Annotated in this window: 27 protein-coding genes and 3 tRNA genes; 6 read left to right on the forward strand and 24 right to left on the reverse strand. The window is 39.7% G+C overall.

Annotated features, from left to right (window positions below):
* Positions 1-123 precede the first annotated feature (123 nt).
* From DWW90_RS00215 to DWW90_RS20580, 18 genes are all read right to left on the reverse strand, one after another.
* A complete protein-coding gene (locus DWW90_RS00215; RefSeq protein WP_122343550.1) occupies positions 124-486 on the reverse strand; it encodes a DUF6633 family protein in 363 nt (120 codons plus the stop codon).
* Between the two features lie 73 nt (positions 487-559).
* Complete coding sequence (locus tag DWW90_RS00220; protein WP_122343551.1) at positions 560-1,465, reverse strand: hypothetical protein; 906 nt, start codon at positions 1,463-1,465, stop codon at positions 560-562.
* 1 nt (position 1,466) lies between these two features.
* Positions 1,467-1,664, reverse strand: coding sequence for a hypothetical protein (locus DWW90_RS00225; protein ID WP_122343552.1), 198 nt, complete (start codon positions 1,662-1,664; stop codon positions 1,467-1,469).
* A gap of 1 nt (position 1,665) precedes the next feature.
* Complete coding sequence (locus DWW90_RS00230; protein ID WP_122343553.1) at positions 1,666-2,838, reverse strand: DEAD/DEAH box helicase; 1,173 nt, start codon at positions 2,836-2,838, stop codon at positions 1,666-1,668.
* Positions 2,835-3,308, reverse strand: a complete 474-nt coding sequence (locus tag DWW90_RS00235) for a recombination protein NinG (protein WP_122343554.1) — start codon at positions 3,306-3,308, stop codon at positions 2,835-2,837. The genes DWW90_RS00230 and DWW90_RS00235 overlap by 4 nt, the downstream gene beginning before the upstream one ends.
* A gap of 54 nt (positions 3,309-3,362) precedes the next feature.
* Positions 3,363-3,500: a hypothetical protein gene (locus DWW90_RS20445; protein WP_158576676.1), complete on the reverse strand. Its 138-nt coding sequence runs from the start codon at positions 3,498-3,500 to the stop codon at positions 3,363-3,365.
* Between the two features lie 142 nt (positions 3,501-3,642).
* A tRNA-Leu gene (locus DWW90_RS20450) sits at positions 3,643-3,724 on the reverse strand.
* Positions 3,725-4,278: 554 nt separating this feature from the next.
* Positions 4,279-5,124, reverse strand: coding sequence for an RNA polymerase subunit sigma (locus tag DWW90_RS00245; protein ID WP_122274984.1), 846 nt, complete (start codon positions 5,122-5,124; stop codon positions 4,279-4,281).
* 1 nt (position 5,125) lies between these two features.
* Positions 5,126-5,410 (reverse strand): hypothetical protein, encoded by a 285-nt coding sequence (locus DWW90_RS00250; protein ID WP_122343556.1) that lies wholly within the window; start codon positions 5,408-5,410, stop codon positions 5,126-5,128.
* Positions 5,407-5,844 (reverse strand): hypothetical protein, encoded by a 438-nt coding sequence (locus DWW90_RS00255; RefSeq protein ID WP_122274982.1) that lies wholly within the window; start codon positions 5,842-5,844, stop codon positions 5,407-5,409. Before DWW90_RS00255 ends, DWW90_RS00250 begins: the two co-directional genes overlap by 4 nt.
* Positions 5,841-6,605 carry an HNH endonuclease gene (locus DWW90_RS00260; protein WP_122343557.1) on the reverse strand — a complete coding sequence of 255 codons (765 nt, stop codon included), beginning with the start codon at positions 6,603-6,605 and terminating at the stop codon, positions 5,841-5,843. Before DWW90_RS00260 ends, DWW90_RS00255 begins: the two co-directional genes overlap by 4 nt.
* Positions 6,592-7,527, reverse strand: a complete 936-nt coding sequence (locus DWW90_RS00265) for an ATP-binding protein (protein ID WP_122343558.1) — start codon at positions 7,525-7,527, stop codon at positions 6,592-6,594. Before DWW90_RS00265 ends, DWW90_RS00260 begins: the two co-directional genes overlap by 14 nt.
* Positions 7,528-7,670: 143 nt before the next feature.
* Positions 7,671-7,826, reverse strand: a complete 156-nt coding sequence (locus DWW90_RS20345) for a helix-turn-helix domain-containing protein (protein WP_147382383.1) — start codon at positions 7,824-7,826, stop codon at positions 7,671-7,673.
* 134 nt (positions 7,827-7,960) lie between these two features.
* Positions 7,961-8,353 carry a DNA-binding response regulator gene (locus DWW90_RS00275; protein ID WP_122343560.1) on the reverse strand — a complete coding sequence of 131 codons (393 nt, stop codon included), beginning with the start codon at positions 8,351-8,353 and terminating at the stop codon, positions 7,961-7,963.
* 19 nt (positions 8,354-8,372) lie between these two features.
* Positions 8,373-8,600, reverse strand: coding sequence for a hypothetical protein (locus DWW90_RS00280; RefSeq protein ID WP_122343561.1), 228 nt, complete (start codon positions 8,598-8,600; stop codon positions 8,373-8,375).
* Between the two features lie 306 nt (positions 8,601-8,906).
* On the reverse strand, positions 8,907-9,086 hold the full coding sequence (locus tag DWW90_RS00285; RefSeq protein WP_122343562.1) for a hypothetical protein: 180 nt from the start codon (positions 9,084-9,086) through the stop codon (positions 8,907-8,909).
* Between the two features lie 302 nt (positions 9,087-9,388).
* Positions 9,389-9,706 (reverse strand): SH3 beta-barrel fold-containing protein, encoded by a 318-nt coding sequence (locus DWW90_RS00290; RefSeq protein WP_122343563.1) that lies wholly within the window; start codon positions 9,704-9,706, stop codon positions 9,389-9,391.
* 25 nt (positions 9,707-9,731) lie between these two features.
* Positions 9,732-9,872 (reverse strand): hypothetical protein, encoded by a 141-nt coding sequence (locus tag DWW90_RS20580; RefSeq protein WP_199662151.1) that lies wholly within the window; start codon positions 9,870-9,872, stop codon positions 9,732-9,734.
* A gap of 194 nt (positions 9,873-10,066) precedes the next feature.
* On the opposite strand from DWW90_RS20580, the gene DWW90_RS00295 reads away from it, so the two are divergent.
* The 6 genes from DWW90_RS00295 to DWW90_RS20455 all read left to right on the forward strand — a co-directional run bounded on the left by DWW90_RS00295 (position 10,067) and on the right by DWW90_RS20455 (position 13,998).
* Positions 10,067-10,606, forward strand: a complete 540-nt coding sequence (locus tag DWW90_RS00295) for a hypothetical protein (RefSeq protein WP_122343564.1) — start codon at positions 10,067-10,069, stop codon at positions 10,604-10,606.
* A 332-nt stretch (positions 10,607-10,938) separates the two neighbouring features.
* Entirely contained in the window at positions 10,939-11,643 is a 705-nt protein-coding gene (locus DWW90_RS00300) for a S24 family peptidase (protein WP_233547611.1), read from the forward strand.
* A gap of 54 nt (positions 11,644-11,697) precedes the next feature.
* Entirely contained in the window at positions 11,698-12,279 is a 582-nt protein-coding gene (locus DWW90_RS00305) for a hypothetical protein (protein WP_147382384.1), read from the forward strand.
* 51 nt (positions 12,280-12,330) lie between these two features.
* Positions 12,331-12,798 carry a hypothetical protein gene (locus DWW90_RS00310; protein WP_122343566.1) on the forward strand — a complete coding sequence of 156 codons (468 nt, stop codon included), beginning with the start codon at positions 12,331-12,333 and terminating at the stop codon, positions 12,796-12,798.
* A gap of 4 nt (positions 12,799-12,802) precedes the next feature.
* Positions 12,803-13,840, forward strand: a complete 1,038-nt coding sequence (locus DWW90_RS00315; protein ID WP_122343567.1) for a serine/threonine-protein kinase — start codon at positions 12,803-12,805, stop codon at positions 13,838-13,840.
* Entirely contained in the window at positions 13,837-13,998 is a 162-nt protein-coding gene (locus tag DWW90_RS20455; RefSeq protein ID WP_158582776.1) for a hypothetical protein, read from the forward strand. The genes DWW90_RS00315 and DWW90_RS20455 overlap by 4 nt, the downstream gene beginning before the upstream one ends.
* A 72-nt stretch (positions 13,999-14,070) precedes the next feature.
* Here the strand turns inward: DWW90_RS20455 and DWW90_RS00320 are convergent, their stop codons facing one another.
* The 6 genes from DWW90_RS00320 to DWW90_RS00345 form a co-directional block, all read right to left on the reverse strand.
* Positions 14,071-15,375: a site-specific integrase gene (locus DWW90_RS00320; RefSeq protein WP_122343568.1), complete on the reverse strand. Its 1,305-nt coding sequence runs from the start codon at positions 15,373-15,375 to the stop codon at positions 14,071-14,073.
* A gap of 216 nt (positions 15,376-15,591) precedes the next feature.
* Positions 15,592-15,664 (reverse strand) — tRNA-Lys (locus DWW90_RS00325).
* A gap of 31 nt (positions 15,665-15,695) precedes the next feature.
* Positions 15,696-15,768, reverse strand: a tRNA-Lys gene (locus DWW90_RS00330).
* Between the two features lie 92 nt (positions 15,769-15,860).
* Positions 15,861-16,664: an MBL fold metallo-hydrolase gene (locus tag DWW90_RS00335; RefSeq protein WP_122343724.1), complete on the reverse strand. Its 804-nt coding sequence runs from the start codon at positions 16,662-16,664 to the stop codon at positions 15,861-15,863.
* Positions 16,665-16,694: 30 nt separating this feature from the next.
* A complete protein-coding gene (locus tag DWW90_RS00340; protein WP_115499768.1) occupies positions 16,695-17,765 on the reverse strand; it encodes an asparaginase in 1,071 nt (356 codons plus the stop codon).
* Positions 17,766-17,787: 22 nt separating this feature from the next.
* Entirely contained in the window at positions 17,788-18,399 is a 612-nt protein-coding gene (locus DWW90_RS00345) for a trimeric intracellular cation channel family protein (RefSeq protein ID WP_115499769.1), read from the reverse strand.
* Positions 18,400-18,423: the final 24 nt, after the last annotated feature.

Below are 18,423 nucleotides of genomic sequence, written 5' to 3' on the forward strand. Positions count from 1 at the left end.
GACTTATCGAGTGCCCCGTAATAACCGCAATTGTCCGGTTTTCTGAATGTCTTTTGAAATATCAGGTTGGGAAGTTTTAGGGCTTCCTCGGCCTGGTCTTTGGATAGAAGATGATAAAACATATTATTTTGTTGTTTCTTTTCGTTTCTTGTACTCTAAAAATTCGGCATAAGTTATGCCAGTAGTATTCTTTGCTTCAACACTTGGCTTAAACGCATCAGCAGCTTTTATAGCTTCATTTTGTGCCTGCGTATCCCTGTGAATATCATATTTTGCCAGCCAATTCATAATAACCTCCCCATCTATACGACCAAAGACTTGTCCGAAATAACCTTTCTTGGCCATTTTGAAAAAGAGCTTGAAATCTTCTGGTTTATAATGTGGATATTCTTCACGAACAAGGTCTATAGTGTCTTTTATCTGAAAAGGGTCCATTGTCCCATTCGTTGAATAAAAGTTCACAAACTGCTCAAACCATGTGTACATCAAAGAATTTATAAAAATGTCGTCATAATTCTTCCACAGTTCGGATATTGAAGGAGAAACCGCATTGAATACGTCAATCGCCGTCTTTGGATTTATACTGTTCCAGTACGGCTCTGGCGAATTGGCCCACAGTTTCACGGCTTGCGGCTTTGTTTCCGGCAGACTTGGCAGAAGGTCCAAATCCGGCCTTTGGTATCGTACTACTTGATTTTCCATTGAATTTCTCATTATTAGCCCATGTTGCAAGTCTTTTGGCGACTTCCCATGTTTTATTCGTTTCAAATCTCATCTTAGTTTCTGACTTATTCAGTTCAGACCAGTAATCAAAGAAAGCTCGGATCATTTCCTTTCCGTATCGCTCCATATACGGGACAAGGGATTGCCCAAAATCATTTCTCCGTTTGAGCGTAGCGGCTTTAGCCGCGGCAAGTTTCTTAGCTTGCTCGGCTTTCTTTGCCTCTACGTTAGTAGAGGTTTCTTTAGATAAAGAGTTATTATATTCTTCTTCTTTCTTTAAGGTTGTGTCACCTGTGTGTCGAGGTTGTGTCGCTAACTGTGTCGTTAGCTGTGTCACTAATTCAGTTAACCTTTTGATTTCTTGATTTATACCTGTGTCATTTACTGTGTCATTTGCTGTGCCAGAACTGTTATATTCATTGTATTTACAAAGAGATATAACATTCATACCCTGACTATTGTCAGTAGTAATCATTTTTTCCTTTATCAATTTAGAAAGAAATGTTCTGACGGCTCTTTCACTCCACGACCATTTTTTTGAAAGGAAGCGTATAGATGCAGGATATTGACCTCTGCCGTATGTTATTTCCCTACCTCCGATACATTCAGTCGTGTCGGTTGCCTCAAATCGTGCCGATTGGATTAAATCAAGCCACGCTTCGCACTCCGAAAATGTCCGGGCTGCTTCCCAAATCTTATTAGAGAAAAACTTACGTGAGAGCATTATGAATCCTTTCTCCATATCACTCTTTTATATAAATCGCATTTGAATTGACTGTCTTAGTAACTCCTATCTTTCCGGAAGAAAAAAGCTCATTAAGTTCTTTTCTTGCCTCTGAATGGATCGCATTCATCAACTCCACCTCCGGCACATGATCCGGCGTTATCTTTTCTAACCGTCTCTTTTCTTGAAGACGATTGATTATACTTAGTATGTCCATATCAAAAATATACGTTAGTTAATTGTCTACCATTAGAAGTCACTTGCCACAGTCCCCGACCTGTTGGATCTACCAGCTTTAGGTCTTTCACTTCTCCAAATTGTTCGATATTACCACATAGGTCAACGATCCAACCCGATTCTTTAGATGGGTGCGGACGGATTGCCCGGCCGACTATCTGGTACCACATCGCCAATGACATCGTAGGACGTGCCATTACAATCGTATCAAGTTCTGGATAATCGAAACCGGTCGTGAGTACCCCAACATTAGCGACAACTGGTATCCGGCCAGACTTGAAAGCCTCAAGTATTTGTTCTCGTTCTTTCTTTGGAGTTTCGCCCGAAACGATAGCACAGCCAGGAATTGACCAAGTCAACTTCTCTGCCTCTTTCAAAAACCGAGTAAAAACAAGAATGCCTTTCCGCTTACCGCCTTGTTTAGGATTAAGTAGTCGTTGGACAATATGGACAACATAACTGTAGAAGTCTATTCGCTCATACTCTCTTTGTACTGATTTATCGGTATAGTCGGCACCGGTAGTATTTACTTTCAAATTAAGCTCGTTCCATCCTACCGGATTCATCGAATAGTAATTTAGCTTTGCCAGATATCCCATATCCAAAAGAGTAGAAACCTGTACATGATAGATTACCTCTTTGAATATAGCCGGTCGAGTGCGGGTTAAAAACTTCAACATAGAGCCAAACCTTTTTGAAGAACTTAACCGGTAAGGTGTTGCTGTCAAACCAAGAACCTTGCACTTCACATCATCAAAGAAATCCTTGTACATTCCTTCTTTAGGATTGACAAGGTGGCATTCGTCAACGATTATGTTCTTGAAGTGGGTAAACAGTTCCGGATGCCCCTTTACACTACCAATGGTAGCGAATGTTATCCGGTTTATCTCTTTTGAGTTGAAAGAGGCTGAATAGATACTACAATCCAGAATCCCATAAGAACACAACTTCTTGAAATTCTGCTCAAGTATCTCTTTGCTGGGTTGAAAAACCAATGTATGGCCGTCTAACCGACTTGCAATGTCAGCAATAACCAAAGACTTTCCGGAGCCAGTAGGTAACACCATGATAGCGTTCTTAACCGTTTTAGACTTGAAATAGGTAACGGCGGCATCAGAGGCTTTCTGTTGGTAATCACGAAGCGTAAAACTCATACACCTTTCTCCTTTCGTAATTTCTTATTAAGTACCTTGTAATACTTGATTAACTGCTCGTACTCGAAATCAGAAAACTTTCGACTGATACCCTGTTTCGCTTCAAGCAAGATTACTCTCTGTTCACCATACTTGGCAATCAAGCCTTTTCGATAGTTCTGAATGTTACCCTCCATGAAGCGGTTACAGTGCCGACATTGAGCGTTGCAGTTCATTTCATCGAAACGGGTACTCATGTGCTGTCGATTTATGTAATGCCCGTTATCTGCCTGCTCAAACGGTTTAAGCTGCCCACAGGAGATACATTTAAAATAACCGTTCGGCATACAATCACGAAGCCGGATGAACAAGGAAAACTCTTTATCAAGTTTCGCTTTCAAATCCGGCTTCTTCTTAACTGTCACCCCTGCTTTATCAAATAAGGGTAAAGGCTTGTCTTTCTTCTTAGCCTTTCGTTTTATGTAATACATAGTCAGTCATAATTATAGTTATCAAAATCATCCGACTCATAATCCGGCATATCATTACCAAAATCCATTATCATCCCCTCCTCTCTTTTGATTTATCAAGCATAGCCCAATCCACGTTAGAGCCATAATACCAAGAATGGCAGCGACTATTAATAAAGCCTCTGACCAACTATTTAAAGATTCTATATTCATGGTGATAAAATTTTGTTCAATAGGAAGCCCCGGAGCGGATTCCCCGGGGCACAAACATCATTGCCAACGTACCGATGGCTGCGTACCGATAAATTCGCTCTGCAGAGCTAAAGCCACTTTCGCATTACTTCGCTTGGGTTTGTGGACGGTGCCGGAGTCGAACCAGCCTCAATCATGTTAATTGGATGCACACCACTAAGCACTAACCGATATGCTAACCGCCCGTGTGCCGTCTTTCCGGCTGTCATCGGTGTTGCACCCGAACCACTCGTTCACCCATGAGCTTACGCTGGGGTATGCTTTTGCATACGTTTCTGTCTTTCCAGAATGCCAACATCATGAACCGCCATGTCGTCACCGTCACCTGCCGCATGATTTTGCGGATATCCACCTCGATAAATACTCTCTGGGACTCATTTCGGATTTACCCATACCCTTTTTATCTACTACTCTATCGGCTTTCCTATCTTCGGACAGACCCGACACCCATCTTCGATTCGGATAGAGTGGTGCGTTCATTGATACAAGACTGTGGATAGGCGGGGATTCCAACCCCAATGCGCCTATTTGCGCTGGCTCTATGTCTACCTATCCGTTTACCCGTCACATCTTCACAGACTGGACGAGTATTGAATAATTACAAACGTATTTTCCTATCAGTTCCTACCTGCGTACCACATCGGTGGCATACCCGCTTCGGCTTAATAGGAACGATTACAAAAACTACTCTACATGAAATGAGTGCCCGGATACCGAACCAACGGACACCGGGCTCAATTTAGTTTTTACCAGAATAAGCCATAGAAAATTCACGGGGAATAAACCGACCGATAGAAATTGGTTTAGCGACTTCAATCATCGTGTGAATTTCTTTCCTCTCGAAAGGATTACCCTTTTCTTTGGCTTCTTGCTCGTGTTCATCCTGCTTCTTTTTCAGATAAGAAGTTATCAACATCATTGCTCGGTCAACATTATAAGTGTGGACAACAAATGTCGCTGAACGTTCATCCTCGTCAAATAGAATTTTTGTTTCTATCTGGTAAAACTTCCGATCACTATTCTTTGGTTCTTCCTCTTCATCAACGTCCGGCTTGTCATCAGGATCATTATCGGGAAAATCCAAAGGCAAGGTATCGATCTTCTTTTCTTTTAATGTGTCAGTAAGGATTACACAGGAATCAAACTCTTTAACCATGTTAATAATGAAGCCTGCCGTAAAGTTCAGTTCAATATAATCCTTTAAGAGAAGAAGTGCAGAATCTACACTGGTTGCATAAAACAGGAATTTACACTTTTTGCTGTCAATAGTAGCCTGAGCAATATAAGGCTGTAAGTAGTCATTTACCAACTCAACAGCCAAACGTTTTTGATTACTTACCTCTATATCCTTTGTTATATCACCAGACTCATAACAGAATCGAATTTGAGCAAGAACATCTTGGTCTATCAATGTTCCTCTCTGGAATAGTAATTCATTACGTTCAATAGACACAACTTCACTTGTATCTTCATCAATAAAGTCCTCTGTCCATGTTTTTAGGACCCGTTGAGCAAGGTATTTATTGAGCATCTTTTTGGGATCAGATGTAAAATACCTTATTTCGTTATTCTTTGTCTCTATCATGCTATACCGGTTTAATAGATTCCTCACTATGAATAATCATTCCCTTCTTAGAGACTTCTCCCTTAGCGGTTATAGGGAACGTTTTCAAACATCCCCAATCAGCAGACATTTCTACGCCTACACACTCTTTGTCTTTAAAATAAAAATGCTGGCCTTCTTTGAGATTATGTGTCTCGTAAAAATCAGCGATCATTTCTTCTCCTACCTGCTGTCGCAGATCCCGAATCTCCTGTTGTTTTTGGGAGATCAGAGCTTTCATTTGTTCGATTTTCTCTTTTCGTGTCATATAAATTCTTGATTGCGTTGAATTTCTTGTTGTATATGGATTAAGAATTGATTCTCATTCGGCGCAGGTAAATAAATACCGGCTTGGGCTGATGAATAATTCCTAAACCTCTCTATCGCAGTTGTCATTTCGCCTGTAGTAAGATCGGAACTGCTTCTCATATAGGTGATCTCATACCCTTTTTTGTTTACTTTCTTTCGCTCGAACAGATCACGGTTACAAGTCTTTTTGAAGTAATCCAGTTTAACTTCTTCGAGGCTGTACCCTGTTTCACAGGCGAACCAACTAAGGATCAAATGCAAATATGCGTTTTGGCTTAAAGAGCGATTGGGAAGCCTTTTCTTGACCTCGACAACCGCTCTTTCTTTGAATAGCTTATTTACATACTCTTTATACTTGTCAACTTCGTAAGGATTATTCAAGTTGAAAATCATTCTAACCCAAAGATTTTAGTATCTGTTATAAGCTCTCTGTTTTCTTCTAAGAACCTGATAAAATCCTCACAATGATTAGTAAGAATAGGTATATCACGCTCTGGATTGAACACATAGGTTTCCGTATAGGTATCTACCACATAACCGCCTTTGTTGAACTCCACGATATTATACTCGAACGTCCGTACATCCGAACCGTTCTGCATAAGAGCGTATGGATAAACAAGATGCTGGTGGTGATCCTTAAACTTTCCAACCGTATAACTTCCGGTCGTTTTGATGTCGTGAACAGTGGTAGGCATCAGTTCATCAATCAGACCATAGACCAAAACATTACCGTATGCAGTTGGCAGGATTGCTTCTACTCTAATCTGCGTCAACGCACCTTTGAAATAATCTGCGAACTCGCAACAGAGAGAGACAGGAAAGGAGAAAGTACGATTGTTATAAATCGCTCGATACCAAACTGCATTTTTATCATCTGCCACACGTTCAACTTCTACATCCTTCGGCTTCCGATGTTCGATTAAAGCGTCTACAAGCTCATTGAAACAAGTGCCACGATCTGCTTTCTCGCTGTCGAAAGGTTTACGATTAATGCGGTCGATGAGTTCTTGAAACTGCAACTCGTGAAACTGTTCGGCTGTGTGGGGTGGGTTTTCAGACCACCCCCAGTATTTTTCCCAAACCACATCACTATTCAAATACCCCCAAAAGGAATCAAGAATAGTGGCGTAGAATTTATATTTAGGCTGCTGCATCACTGTACATTTTAGTATTCTTGTCAAAGACCAATCCAAGTTCTTTAGCCTTAGCCGCCAACATCATAGACGCTTTCATTTTTGAACTTCCAACATGGTTGAAATCGTCAATATGCGCAATGAAGTCATTCGCTGATGCTGCATCCCCAACCAATTCCAAACACCCTGTTATGTCTGATAAAACCTTGTTATATGCTTCTTGTTCTGCCTTTTTAGCTTGCAGCATACCAAGATAAGGGGCAATAATCCGAGTAGCGATAAAATCGTTCTTCGCTGTGGGTTTCCCTTGTGCATCTATAATAGTAGGAACCTCCATAACAGATGGCAAGTTACAGGTGTTCTTTCCGTCATTTCTATTTGTCGGATCGAATGTGATCGTTCTTTTTACCCGGCCATTCTCATTACGCATTTCCATATACCCTAACAAATCCAATTCCGTAACGATCGAATTGTAAGATTTTTCTCTTAATGCAGGAACAAAAACCGTATCATCCCCCTCTTTTCGTGTATCCCTGTGAGCGACAAAAATGACGTTTTTATTCAAATCCGACAGACAGCGAACGAACCATGAAAATTCTTGATTGATACCACCCCAATCCCTGATTTGAGGCTGTCGGGTTCCACATTTGTAAGAAATAATGAAATCCATCATCTTACCGATAGTATCTACCACAATAGATTGATAAGCCGATAAATTTTCTTTCATAAGTTCCTTCATGTCGTTCCACGAGGTTACTTGTACAATATCTACGCCTTGTAAATTTGAATCATTTACCCGCTTAACCCCATTATCGAAGTCAAGCAATAATGGCATTGGAGCACTCAAAGCAACTGTCGTTTTCCCAAAACCGGCCTGTCCATAAAGCATTATCTTTACGTTTGTCGGGATACTTAATTCTGTACTCTTCTTAATTAGTGACATAATCGTGTTATTTTAATGTTAATACTAAATATTGTCAGCCTCCGGGAGTCGAACCCGGCCCAGTCTCGCTTGACAAGGAGAAAACATTCAGGCTGCCCCGGTCAACCCGGTTAAGCAACTTATTAATAAACAGCCTTCACAGGTTAGTTAAATTCATTCTCTTTCAACCATGATTCAAAGTCATCACGATTGATAATTACGTTTCGTCCTTTCTTGACACAACGAAGAGAACCATCACGAAGCGCATTAGCAACTTTCCGGCGGGAACCGGCTTCACGTTCTGCCTCTGATCGGTTCATTGTAGGTTTAAGTACACCTATTGTTCTAAGAGTAGTTCGAACTGTTTCAGTGATAAGCCTTTTTGATTTACTCTCTGCGTATTGTTCTGCAATGTCCAATACCTCTAAAGGGGAGTACATTCTATTTTCAAGTGTCATACTGCTAATGGCATATTGCGCCCTCTCGCTCTTACACGGATACGGGCGATAAGTTCCACATTGGCGTTGGAACGGGTTCGGATTCTTTGCCGTCTCATGTCAAAATGACTATCTAAACAAAGGATTATCAAAAGAACACAAGCAACTGCTGATCTCATGGCTGGTGTAAAATCCAGTGTCAACCTGATGCCGGATAACCTTTCAGCCAATTTTAGTGCTAATTCCCTCCCATTCCGAACGCCCAAAATCAAAAATGCCGTCTGAAGCTGGTTATTTATCGTGCTTACTGCACGATGCTTCAATACGGCAATCTCCTTTTTCTCATACCCGGCAGCGTACATCTGTGCTGTGATGTCACATTCAGGTGTTAGTTCGGTGAAAACTTCCATAATCGTGTGTGTTGATTGGTTAAGTCTTCTCTATATTATTAATGATATAAAGAAACCCCACCCTGCTGTTTTTCGAAACAGAATACGGCGGTTTCCCTTCTTTGGTTTTCACCCCATCTTTACGAAGATCATTATTAATACGAAAAGCCTCAGAGCGAAAGCCCATCACATCCGACACTTCAGACAACGGGATCGCTTTAGGCTTACCCGGTTTTACTTTCAAAATTGTTTCTCTGATTGTTGCCATAAATTGTAATTTTAAATTGATTGTGGAGAAGCCCCGACTCGAACGGAGATTCACGTCTGAACTTATTTGCATTTTTGATTAGAAGGATTCGAACCTTCACCTTTTCGCGACTTTGTGCAACCATTACACCGTAACCATTTCTGCAAATAAAGCGTCTACCAATTCCGCCACTTCTCCATTTGCCGGGACTTTCACCCGGCTTATTTCACAACCTTACTGCTACCGGTTATATGATTCACTGCTGTACACACAGTGCATAGCCATTGATAGCGCCGAGGACTACCGCTTTAGTAAGGTCATAATATTTTACCACTTCTTTTCTTTATAGGTCACTATCGTAAAGATCACCGCCATCACACAATAAAATGCGTGAAACGGATTGAAGAACGTTCCTATAAAACATACCACGGCAAACAAAGCCGTTATAATACAGATTGCAGCCTGGATAGGTGAAACAAACTGTATAGAACCAATTTTCTTTTTCATAAGCGTTAGAATTAATTTGTGCCCGCCATACCTTCTACGGATTGTTTCCGGTATCGAGACCGGACGGGCTATTTTATAAAGCAGTATTCGATAGATCGTTTAACACCGATCCGGGACAAGTCTACCGGACATCACGAACACGACGTTATACCCAATACTGCCAACCTTATTACCTTCATTAATAAGTTAGTTTATTATCCTTTCGTTTCAACCCCATTTCTGCGGGTACTAAGGTGTAAGTACGAGAAAGAACTAACAGAAGTGACCGGGTGAGATATTCTCTACGCCCACCCGACCGGGCTTTAGTAAGCCGTTATAAAGTTTTCTACTTTGAATGATCTGAAACCGTTTGCATCGACATCGAAGTAGCGGATAGTTTTATAGTTTTCTGATCCAGTGCCTTTGATAAGGTTCTGGACGTCTTTAAGCGTGCCTTTTGCTTTGCGAAGTGAACCGTCTGCCTTTTCGTAAGCGAACGTTACAATACCTTTGTGCATTTGTCTTGTCAACCGGTATAAAGCCCAAGCGCGAGAAAGACATACTGCGAACGCTTTACCTGTTGCTGCCATTAGTTCGTAGGCCATGCAAAATACTTTGTGTCTGAAATTTGAAGTTTTCATAATCGTGTGTGTTTATGTGATAATTCTATGCTATATATTGCCAATATTCGATTATGTACTGTCTGGCTTCTTCTTTGAAGTCTACATTGTACTCTTTGCAAGCCTCTTCTTCTGTCATTGCATCAAAGCGGGCTAATTCTTCGTTCATGTAATCTTCGTTTGTCATAACCGTGAATTTTAATGTGTTTGTATTATTGTATCATCAATTGAGTTTGCTAACTTTGCCTGTGATAGCGTTATCAATTATTTGATGATGCAAATATACTATAGAATTATAAAGTATCAAACAATTTACTTTATTAATTTAAAGCATAAACATTATTTAACCTTAGCGCGATTTCGCGTACATTATATTGAGTTATGAAGAAAGAGAGTTGGGCGTTATTATTAAGTTCTGTAGCTGTACTTATTAGTTTAGTTGCAATATGTGTAGCTTGTCCGCATAAAGCAGAATTGGGATTTGATTACCAAGGAGTGATAGTAGGAATATTATCATTGTTAGTTACCGTATTAATAGGATGGCAAATATATAATGCACTGGAAATCAAAAAGGAAATCAAAAAGGAAATAGACAGTAGTCTGTCTCAATTTGAAAAGCGTTCACTTGGTGCAATTATAAACTCTCAATACACTTATATCCTTAGAGATGCTTATATAGCAAAAACAATAAATGATTACAACAGATACATCCTTGATTTGGCCAACGGACTGTATTTTGCATCACTTATAAGTGATATAGAAAAAACAGATTTTTGCATTAGCAATGCTATCAATGCCTTGAAGAACAAAGGAAGTAAAATTGAAGAATCTTCTATAAAACAATTAAAAGAATCTTTGTATCTATGTACAGGGTACAGTAAAAAATCAATAGAGCTCTTAGAAAGTATTGGACATTTTTAGCTTTTGTTCTGCATCTAATGCTGCATTTTCAAACACTTCGTCTGATATATATAAAGCTCTCTTAGAATATAATAAATTGATGTCTCTGCGAAGTTTCTGTAGCATTAAAAGAAGAACAAAGCAGAATAAAAATAAAACAAAGATCGATATTGTAAAAAATATAAGCATATTGATGTCAAATAAAGCGACAACCCCAAAGTTGCGGTTTGAGGAAGTCGCCTATATAATCCCTTGCGGGAACAGTTAAACAATTTAGTCGGTATCATCCGCAACTTGATACAGATACAAATATACTTTATATTTCTAAAGTATACAAATTTTGGAATATAAACATGGGAATCATTGAAAGATTTTTTGAAACTATTGAAATGGCGGGTATTACTCCTTATGAAATAGAAACGAAATTAAGAGTAAAATCGGCTCAGTCTAAAATATCTCAAATGAAAGAAGGTAAAACAAAAGGAGGTAAAGAAAAAACGTTGCCTTCAGATATACTATCCGCAGTGTGCATCTCAAGAGATGATGTTAATGCGGACTATATATTAACAGGAAGAGGCGAACCGCTCAAAACACCGACTGTTACTCGAATAAACCATCCTAAAGGTGTTGAAAAATTAATACCTAATCAGGATGTTTTGCTCTATGATATCAGTGCGGCCGCAAATCTTAGGACTTTGTTGGGAGATAAAACGCAAAATATTATTGGAAAAATCAGTCTTCCAAACATTCCGAAGTGCGATGGAGCCGTCTACGTCAAGGGAGATTCTATGTATCCTCTACTTAAAGCAGGAGACATAGTAGCTTACAAAGAAATACACAACTTTGAAAACGTAGTTAAAGGTGAAATGTATTTAGTATCCTTTGAAATGGAAGGGGATGAGTATTTAACTGTAAAATACGTGAATAAATCTGATAAGCCTGGTCATATAAAACTTGTCAGTTATAATCCACACCATGACCCAATGGATATTCCTGTAGTTAGTATCAATGCAATGGCTTTAATAAAAGTAAGTATTAGAATGAATACGATGAGCTAAGTAAATGACTCAAATATAGACACTATATTAATATAAACTTAAAACTATACAATTATGTCATTTTGGTGGGTTATTTTAATAATTATCATAATGTTGGTCTTTGTCTATATTGGATCAGCCAACAAAGCAAAAGAGAGGAGAGAGAAGCAAGATTCTTTTATTAAAGAGCAGGAGAACAATGGCGTTCATTTATCTAACAAGACAAATATTGAAAATGGGATTATCGCTATAGATAAAAATAGAGAGAAAATCGTATATATAGATGACAAAGGTGACACCTTGATTAATAAGGAGTTTTCTTTTTCTGATATAATATCCTGCGAACTAATAAAAGACGGTGAAACTGTTTACAAGAAATCAACTATTCGGACTGTTGGTGGAGCATTAGTTGGCACCGTATTGGCTGGAGGCACCGGAGCAATCATCGGAGGTCTATCGGGAGGAACCAAAGAAAAAGAAAAAATCAACTCTATTGATATTAAAATCATATTAAGAGACATAAATAATCCAAGTTTCAAGTTTAAGTTTTTTGAATACAAAGGGTCTCGTATGTTTATAGACTTGTCTATCAAATCTGCCGAAGAGTGGAAAGACAGAATTGCAGCTATAATCGAAATCGAAGATTCTAAAAAGTAGCTCATAAAATTCTATCAATACACATGGAATTTATATAAAAATGGGAATATTATGAATAATACATCAATCGGAATAAGAGTAAAGCCTGACTGCATTATTTACTCTATCATAAAAGAAGAAGGCGAGAATAGAGAAATTATTTTAATAGATAAAGTAAATGTACCTATCGCTCTTCAAGTGCCAGAACAGTTAAAATTCATTCGCAGTACATTTTTAGACATTATCTATGAGAACAATGTCAATCGAGCCTGTATTCGCACAACAGAATCTATGGCATTAAAACCATCTATTGAAAGAATAAACATAGAGGCAGTAATACAAGAGCTAATCGCAAGTTCTACCGTTGAGAAATACTTTGTGGGACAAATATCAAATATATCTGCAAGATTAGGTATGGCTAGAGAAAACTTCAAAAAAATCATAGATAGCAAAGAATGTGATTTCATTGAAGACTGGCATAGTTTCAATAAAGAAGAAAAAGAATCATTATTAGCCTCTTTTAGTGCACTAAATATTTAATACCATGAAGAACTGTAAAGTTAGATTAGACTTTGACGAAATAAAAGAAATCGGACAAGAAGGGCGTAACTCTAAAGTATTTCTTGCACACGATAATCAATTAGATGGAGAAATCGTAATTAAAGAAATAGCTAAACGACGAAACATTAGCTATGATGAATATTTCAAAGAAGCTCGTTTGTTATACGCCCACAATCACAACAACATAGTAAAGGTCAACTATGCTTGCGAAGATGACGATAACATTTATATAGCAATGCCATACTATAAAAATGGTTCTCTAAAAAAACAAATTTCGAAAGGAAAGTGCTTAACTATTAGAGAAACAATCAGATATTCAATACAATTTCTATCTGGACTTAATCATATTCACTCTAGAGGATTAATCCATTATGATATAAAACCGGATAACATCATGATTTCAAATTCAAATGAAGCTATGTTGGCTGATTTTGGCCTAGCTCTCTACACAAATCCTGATGGATTCGCCGATCAAAAATACTTTTACACACTTCATGCATCGCCAGAAATGTTACTTCCAAATGTAAAACAAACTATTCTTAGTGACATATATCAAGCAGGAATAACTATGTACAGAATGGTTAATGGAAATGACTTTTTCTATTCTCAATGTCCAGAATCTAAAGAACAATTTATCTCCCAGGTTTTAAAAGGAACATTCCCTAATAGAAAGACATATTTACCACATGTTCCTTCTAGGTTAAGAAAAATCATAAAAAAATGTATTGACCCTAATCCAGCAAAACGATACAACAATACATTGGAAATAATAAATGATCTTGCATCCATAGATGAAAATATGGACATAGAATACTCAAAGTTGCCAAATGCAGAAATATGGACAACTTTCAAAAATGATTGGGAATATCGAATCGTACTAAAAAACACTTTAGAGAAAAGTGATATTCATGTCTCTAAGACAAAAGAAGAAAAAACAACAAATTGTCCTAGACTATGTTATAAAAATATAGACAACACTGAAATAGAATCAAAATTAGAGGCTATCTTTGCATCATTATGAACAAGAAAGTAGTAAATAAAGCTACGACTCGTGAACAACGTCTTTACCAAAGAGACAAGGATCGAGTAGCTGAATATTATAGCAACATCTTCAAAGAAGATATGAAAGCCCCCGATATTCAGCTAAATCTTCATGGTTATACAAATCTCAAAAAGTAATACATAAGCCGGGGAGAGTAATCACTCCCCGACTTGTTCCTTCTAACACAAACAGAAGTCTAAATACTCCCTTTATACCGCTATCTTACTTTCGTTTTTCTCTTCCTTTTTATTTAACTCATCAATAAAAAGCCGGTTGGCAATATCTGCTTTCCGATAATCCTCATTAATATATATACCCGTGGTAATAAGATTGTGTTCCGGCTCCCGATGCCCTAAACAAATTGAAATGTCGTCTTTGCTTATACCTATCTCACGCATGAGAGTGGCGAACGAGTGCCGGCTGAAGTAGGTTGTAAGATTTCCGTCTGTTTCGATATCTAATAAGTCGGCTATCTTTCGAAGCTGTTGATTAAGCATCTTATTAAATGCTTCTGAATTGGCATACTGAAATTCTGATCTACGAGTATGTGGAGTATAATTCAGGTCTCTTTCATCAAGACAGTAATCCGCAAACCAAAGAAGATATTTCTGCCCTTCGTATTTGTCCAGAATAGCTTCGGCCTCCGGCTCTATTTTCATATTATAGAACCGGTCTGTTTTATGGCGGTTGAATTGTAACCGTCCATTCTTTATATTCTCTTTCTTCATATAGAATAAATCTTTCGTGTTTATACCCATAAGATACATTTGAAGCATAAATATATCCCTGGCTATTTCCATCTTTGACGTAGGAAGTTTAGCATCCCTGATCTTCCGGATTGTCTCGATTGATAAATTCCGGTTCTTTGTTGGCTCACTCTCTATCTTCAGCCGACGGAAAGGATAATTCGTTACTACCGGATCGGCAGGATTGGAATTATACTCATCGATAGCTGAATTAAACATAGACCGGATATATCGTAGGTAAAGAGCTATTGTGTTTTTCTTCTTTCCCTTCTTATGCTGATCAGCGATGAACTTCTCCAAAAAAGAAACCGTGATATCGGAAAAGTCCAAAGATTTAGGGTGATACTCCTGCAACCGATGCAGCGTATTAGTCAACGGGACAACAGTTCCAGTCTTTCCCATTTCTTCCAGGTCCTTGATCCTTCTCTTTGTATATTCAAAGAAATCGGTTACACAAAACACTTCACTTCGGGACAAAAGAAAGTTCTTTATGACCTTTGCATCTAAAGAGTTCGCTTTTTCTCCCAGATTGAGTAATTTTCTTTCATACTTGGTAACAATCTCGTTAAGTTGAATATTCTTCATACCAGCATTCGGATCGCCACCTTTACCACCATATACGCGGGTTGCTTTAAAGTTTTGAGGCAGGACATAGATACCGGTAGATATCCATTCCGCACTACCCCGATGAGTGATTTGAGCGTAAATAACGCATTCACCATTTTCTTTTGTTTGGCCTTTTCTGATGACCAGTTTTAAATTTGCCATGTTACCTCCATTTTCAAATTAGTTTCAAACGATTTTCAAATTAGCTTCAAATACGGTTTCAAATTATTTTCAAATCTTTTGTGTGAAGGCGTGCGTATAAACTTCGCACATTTGGCTGTTTTTGGTTAATTTACCCAATAAAAAGGGTCTATAAACAAAAACAGCACTTCACAGAATCAACTGTAAAATGCTGTTTATTAATTTGTTGCTTGTTTGTGACCTGGGAGGGGCTCGAACCCTCGACCCAATGATTAAGAGTCATTTGCTCTACCAACTGAGCTACCAAGTCGACGTTTTTTTGTTGGTTTTGTTTGAGTGAGTGACCTGGGAGGGGCTCGAACCCTCGACCCAATGATTAAGAGTCATTTGCTCTACCAACTGAGCTACCAAGTCATTCATGCTATCGTTGTTTCTCGATTGCGGGTGCAAAGATAGGAGTTTAATTTTTCTTTGCAAACTTTTCCTGCAGTTTTTATCGAAAAAATCTATTCAAACTCAAAAATGTCAGACGGTGTAGTCCGCTTCAATGCATGCAAAGAGACATCTTTGCCTACCCGCACGCCTTCCTGGAACAAGCGGATATCGACAGTCTTATAAGCAAGCTCGGGATGGTTATTATCACGGCTCAGGTGACACAACCAGATGTCTTTCAGCTTCGGATCATAATGAGTCGCCAGAAACTCGGCTGCTTCACGGTTGCTCAAATGTCCGGTCGGACTGGCCACACGCTCTTTCAAGAAAGCGGGATAAGTACCGAACTTCAACATTTCCTCATCATAATTAGCCTCTATGATCAGATGGTTCGCCATACTCATATATTTGCTTACCGTATCGGTAATATGGCCGACATCCGTCGCAAAAGTGAACTTATGGTCGCCACATTCGATGTAGTAGCCGACATTGTCGGTACTGTCATGCGGAACTTCAAAAGCTGTAATATGAAAATCACGGATCGTGAAAGGGATTTCCTTCTCGATTATTCTACGGGAATTGACCAGCGTCTCCTCCACATAGCGACTCTTCTCGATACCTCTATGGACAGCGGCAGTCGCGTAGACCGGCAAATTAAGCTTCTCTCCCAGGCAACCCACCGTCTTGATGTGATCAGCATGGTCGTGCGTGATCAGGACTGCAATAATTTTGGAGAAGTCGATCGCTCTATCTTTCAACACCTTCTTTATGGTACGAATACCGATACCTGCATCAATCAACACCCCGAACTCGGGTGTTCCCAGATAATAGCAGTTTCCACTGCTTCCACTTGCTAAACTTAAAAATGATAGTTTCATTTCAATATCCAATTCAGTCCTTAACAGGAATTACGGGCGAAACGTATCCGGGATTGTCACCTCCCCGATCAGCGAACAGTTCATATGGTCCTTCACCTCCTCCGGCGTCAAGCCGTGACCGAAAAGGAACATGAGCTTGGTCACAGCACTTTCCGTCGTGCTGTCGAATCCGCTTATCACCCCCGCTTCCAATAATTTATGCCCTGTCTCATACCGGTGCATTTCCACACTTCCGGCACTACACTGGGTTACATTCACAATCACAATTCCCCGGCTTACCGCATCTTTGAGCATCGCCAGGAACCAGTCGTAACACGGAGCGTTTCCGCTTCCGAACGTTTCCATGACCACTCCTTTCAAGTCCGGAATATTCAGAATACTTTCTACCACCTGCGGGGAAATACCCGGGAAAAGCTTCAGTATCGCAATATTCCTGTCCAGCAAGTAATGCGGCTTCAACGGTTTCCGCGACACAGGATGATAGACCTGCTGCGTGTCATACTTTATATAGATGCCGGCATGTGCCAGCGGAGGATAATTGTATGAACGGAACGCATTGAAGTTGTCCGCGTTGATCTTACTTGTACGGTTACCCCGCAACAGGTCGTTCTCGAAAAAGATGCAAACCTCCGGCACGATCGGAATGCCGTTGTCCTTGGCGGCGGCAATCTCGATAGCGGTAATCAGGTTCTCCTTTCCATCCGTCCGCAACATGCCGATCGGCAACTGCGAACCGGTAAAGATGACCGGTTTACTCAGATTCTCCAACATAAAACTCAAAGCTGATGCTGTGAACGACATCGTATCCGTACCATGAAGCACGACAAAACCGTCATACAACTGATAGTTGTCAGCAATGATCTTCACAATCTTCATCCACGATTCCGGCCCCATCTCCGACGAATCCATGGCCGGGTCGAACTGGATAGTCGAAACAGCATATCCCAGCTTCTTCAACTCCGGCATATTATCCTTCAAATGCTGGAAGTTGAACGATTCCAGCACGCCGGTCTCAGGGTTTTCGATCATACCGATTGTTCCACCTGTATAGATGAGCAGGATAGAGGCTTTCTCACTTTGAGTGTTCATGTTTGCTGTCATATAGAGCACAAAGTTAATAATTTTATTCTTCCCCTTTTAATACAGGAACGCTTATATGATATTTTACGGCCAGTATTCTTGCAACAAATATACCGGTCGCCGCAATGAGCTGTGTCAGCGACGGACCGATCCCCATTTGCAGGCAGGCAAAATAAATTACACCGCCCAGCACACAGGCCAGCGCATAGATATCTTTACGGAATATCAGCGGCACCTCGTTAATCAGGATGTCACGGATCATACCGCCGAAAGCTCCCGTGATCGTCCCCATCACGATAGCCACCCACATGGGAAAACCGAAGGCAAGCGCTTTCTCGATACCGACCACGCCAAACAAACCAAGCCCGATCGCGTCGAATATAAAAAAGGTATTGTTCAAACTAATTACATATTTCCGAAATATAATAACGAAGAGTAATGCCAGTGCCGAGATAATCAGGTAAGAGGCCTGTTCCATCCAGAAAGGAGTGGCATTGAGCAGGATATCGCGAATCGTACCGCCCCCTACTGCAGTAACTACACCAATCACATACGCACCGAACCAGTCAAATTGTTTAGCAGAAGCCAAGCGGATACCACTAATAGCAAAGGCAAATGTCCCGGTGTAGTCGCAAAACGTAATGAAGTCTATCATTTTGATTTTTTCTGCAAAAATAAG

The organism is Parabacteroides sp. AF17-28 (genome assembly GCF_003479205.1).
In the GTDB taxonomy this organism is placed as follows: domain Bacteria; phylum Bacteroidota; class Bacteroidia; order Bacteroidales; family Tannerellaceae; genus Parabacteroides; species Parabacteroides acidifaciens.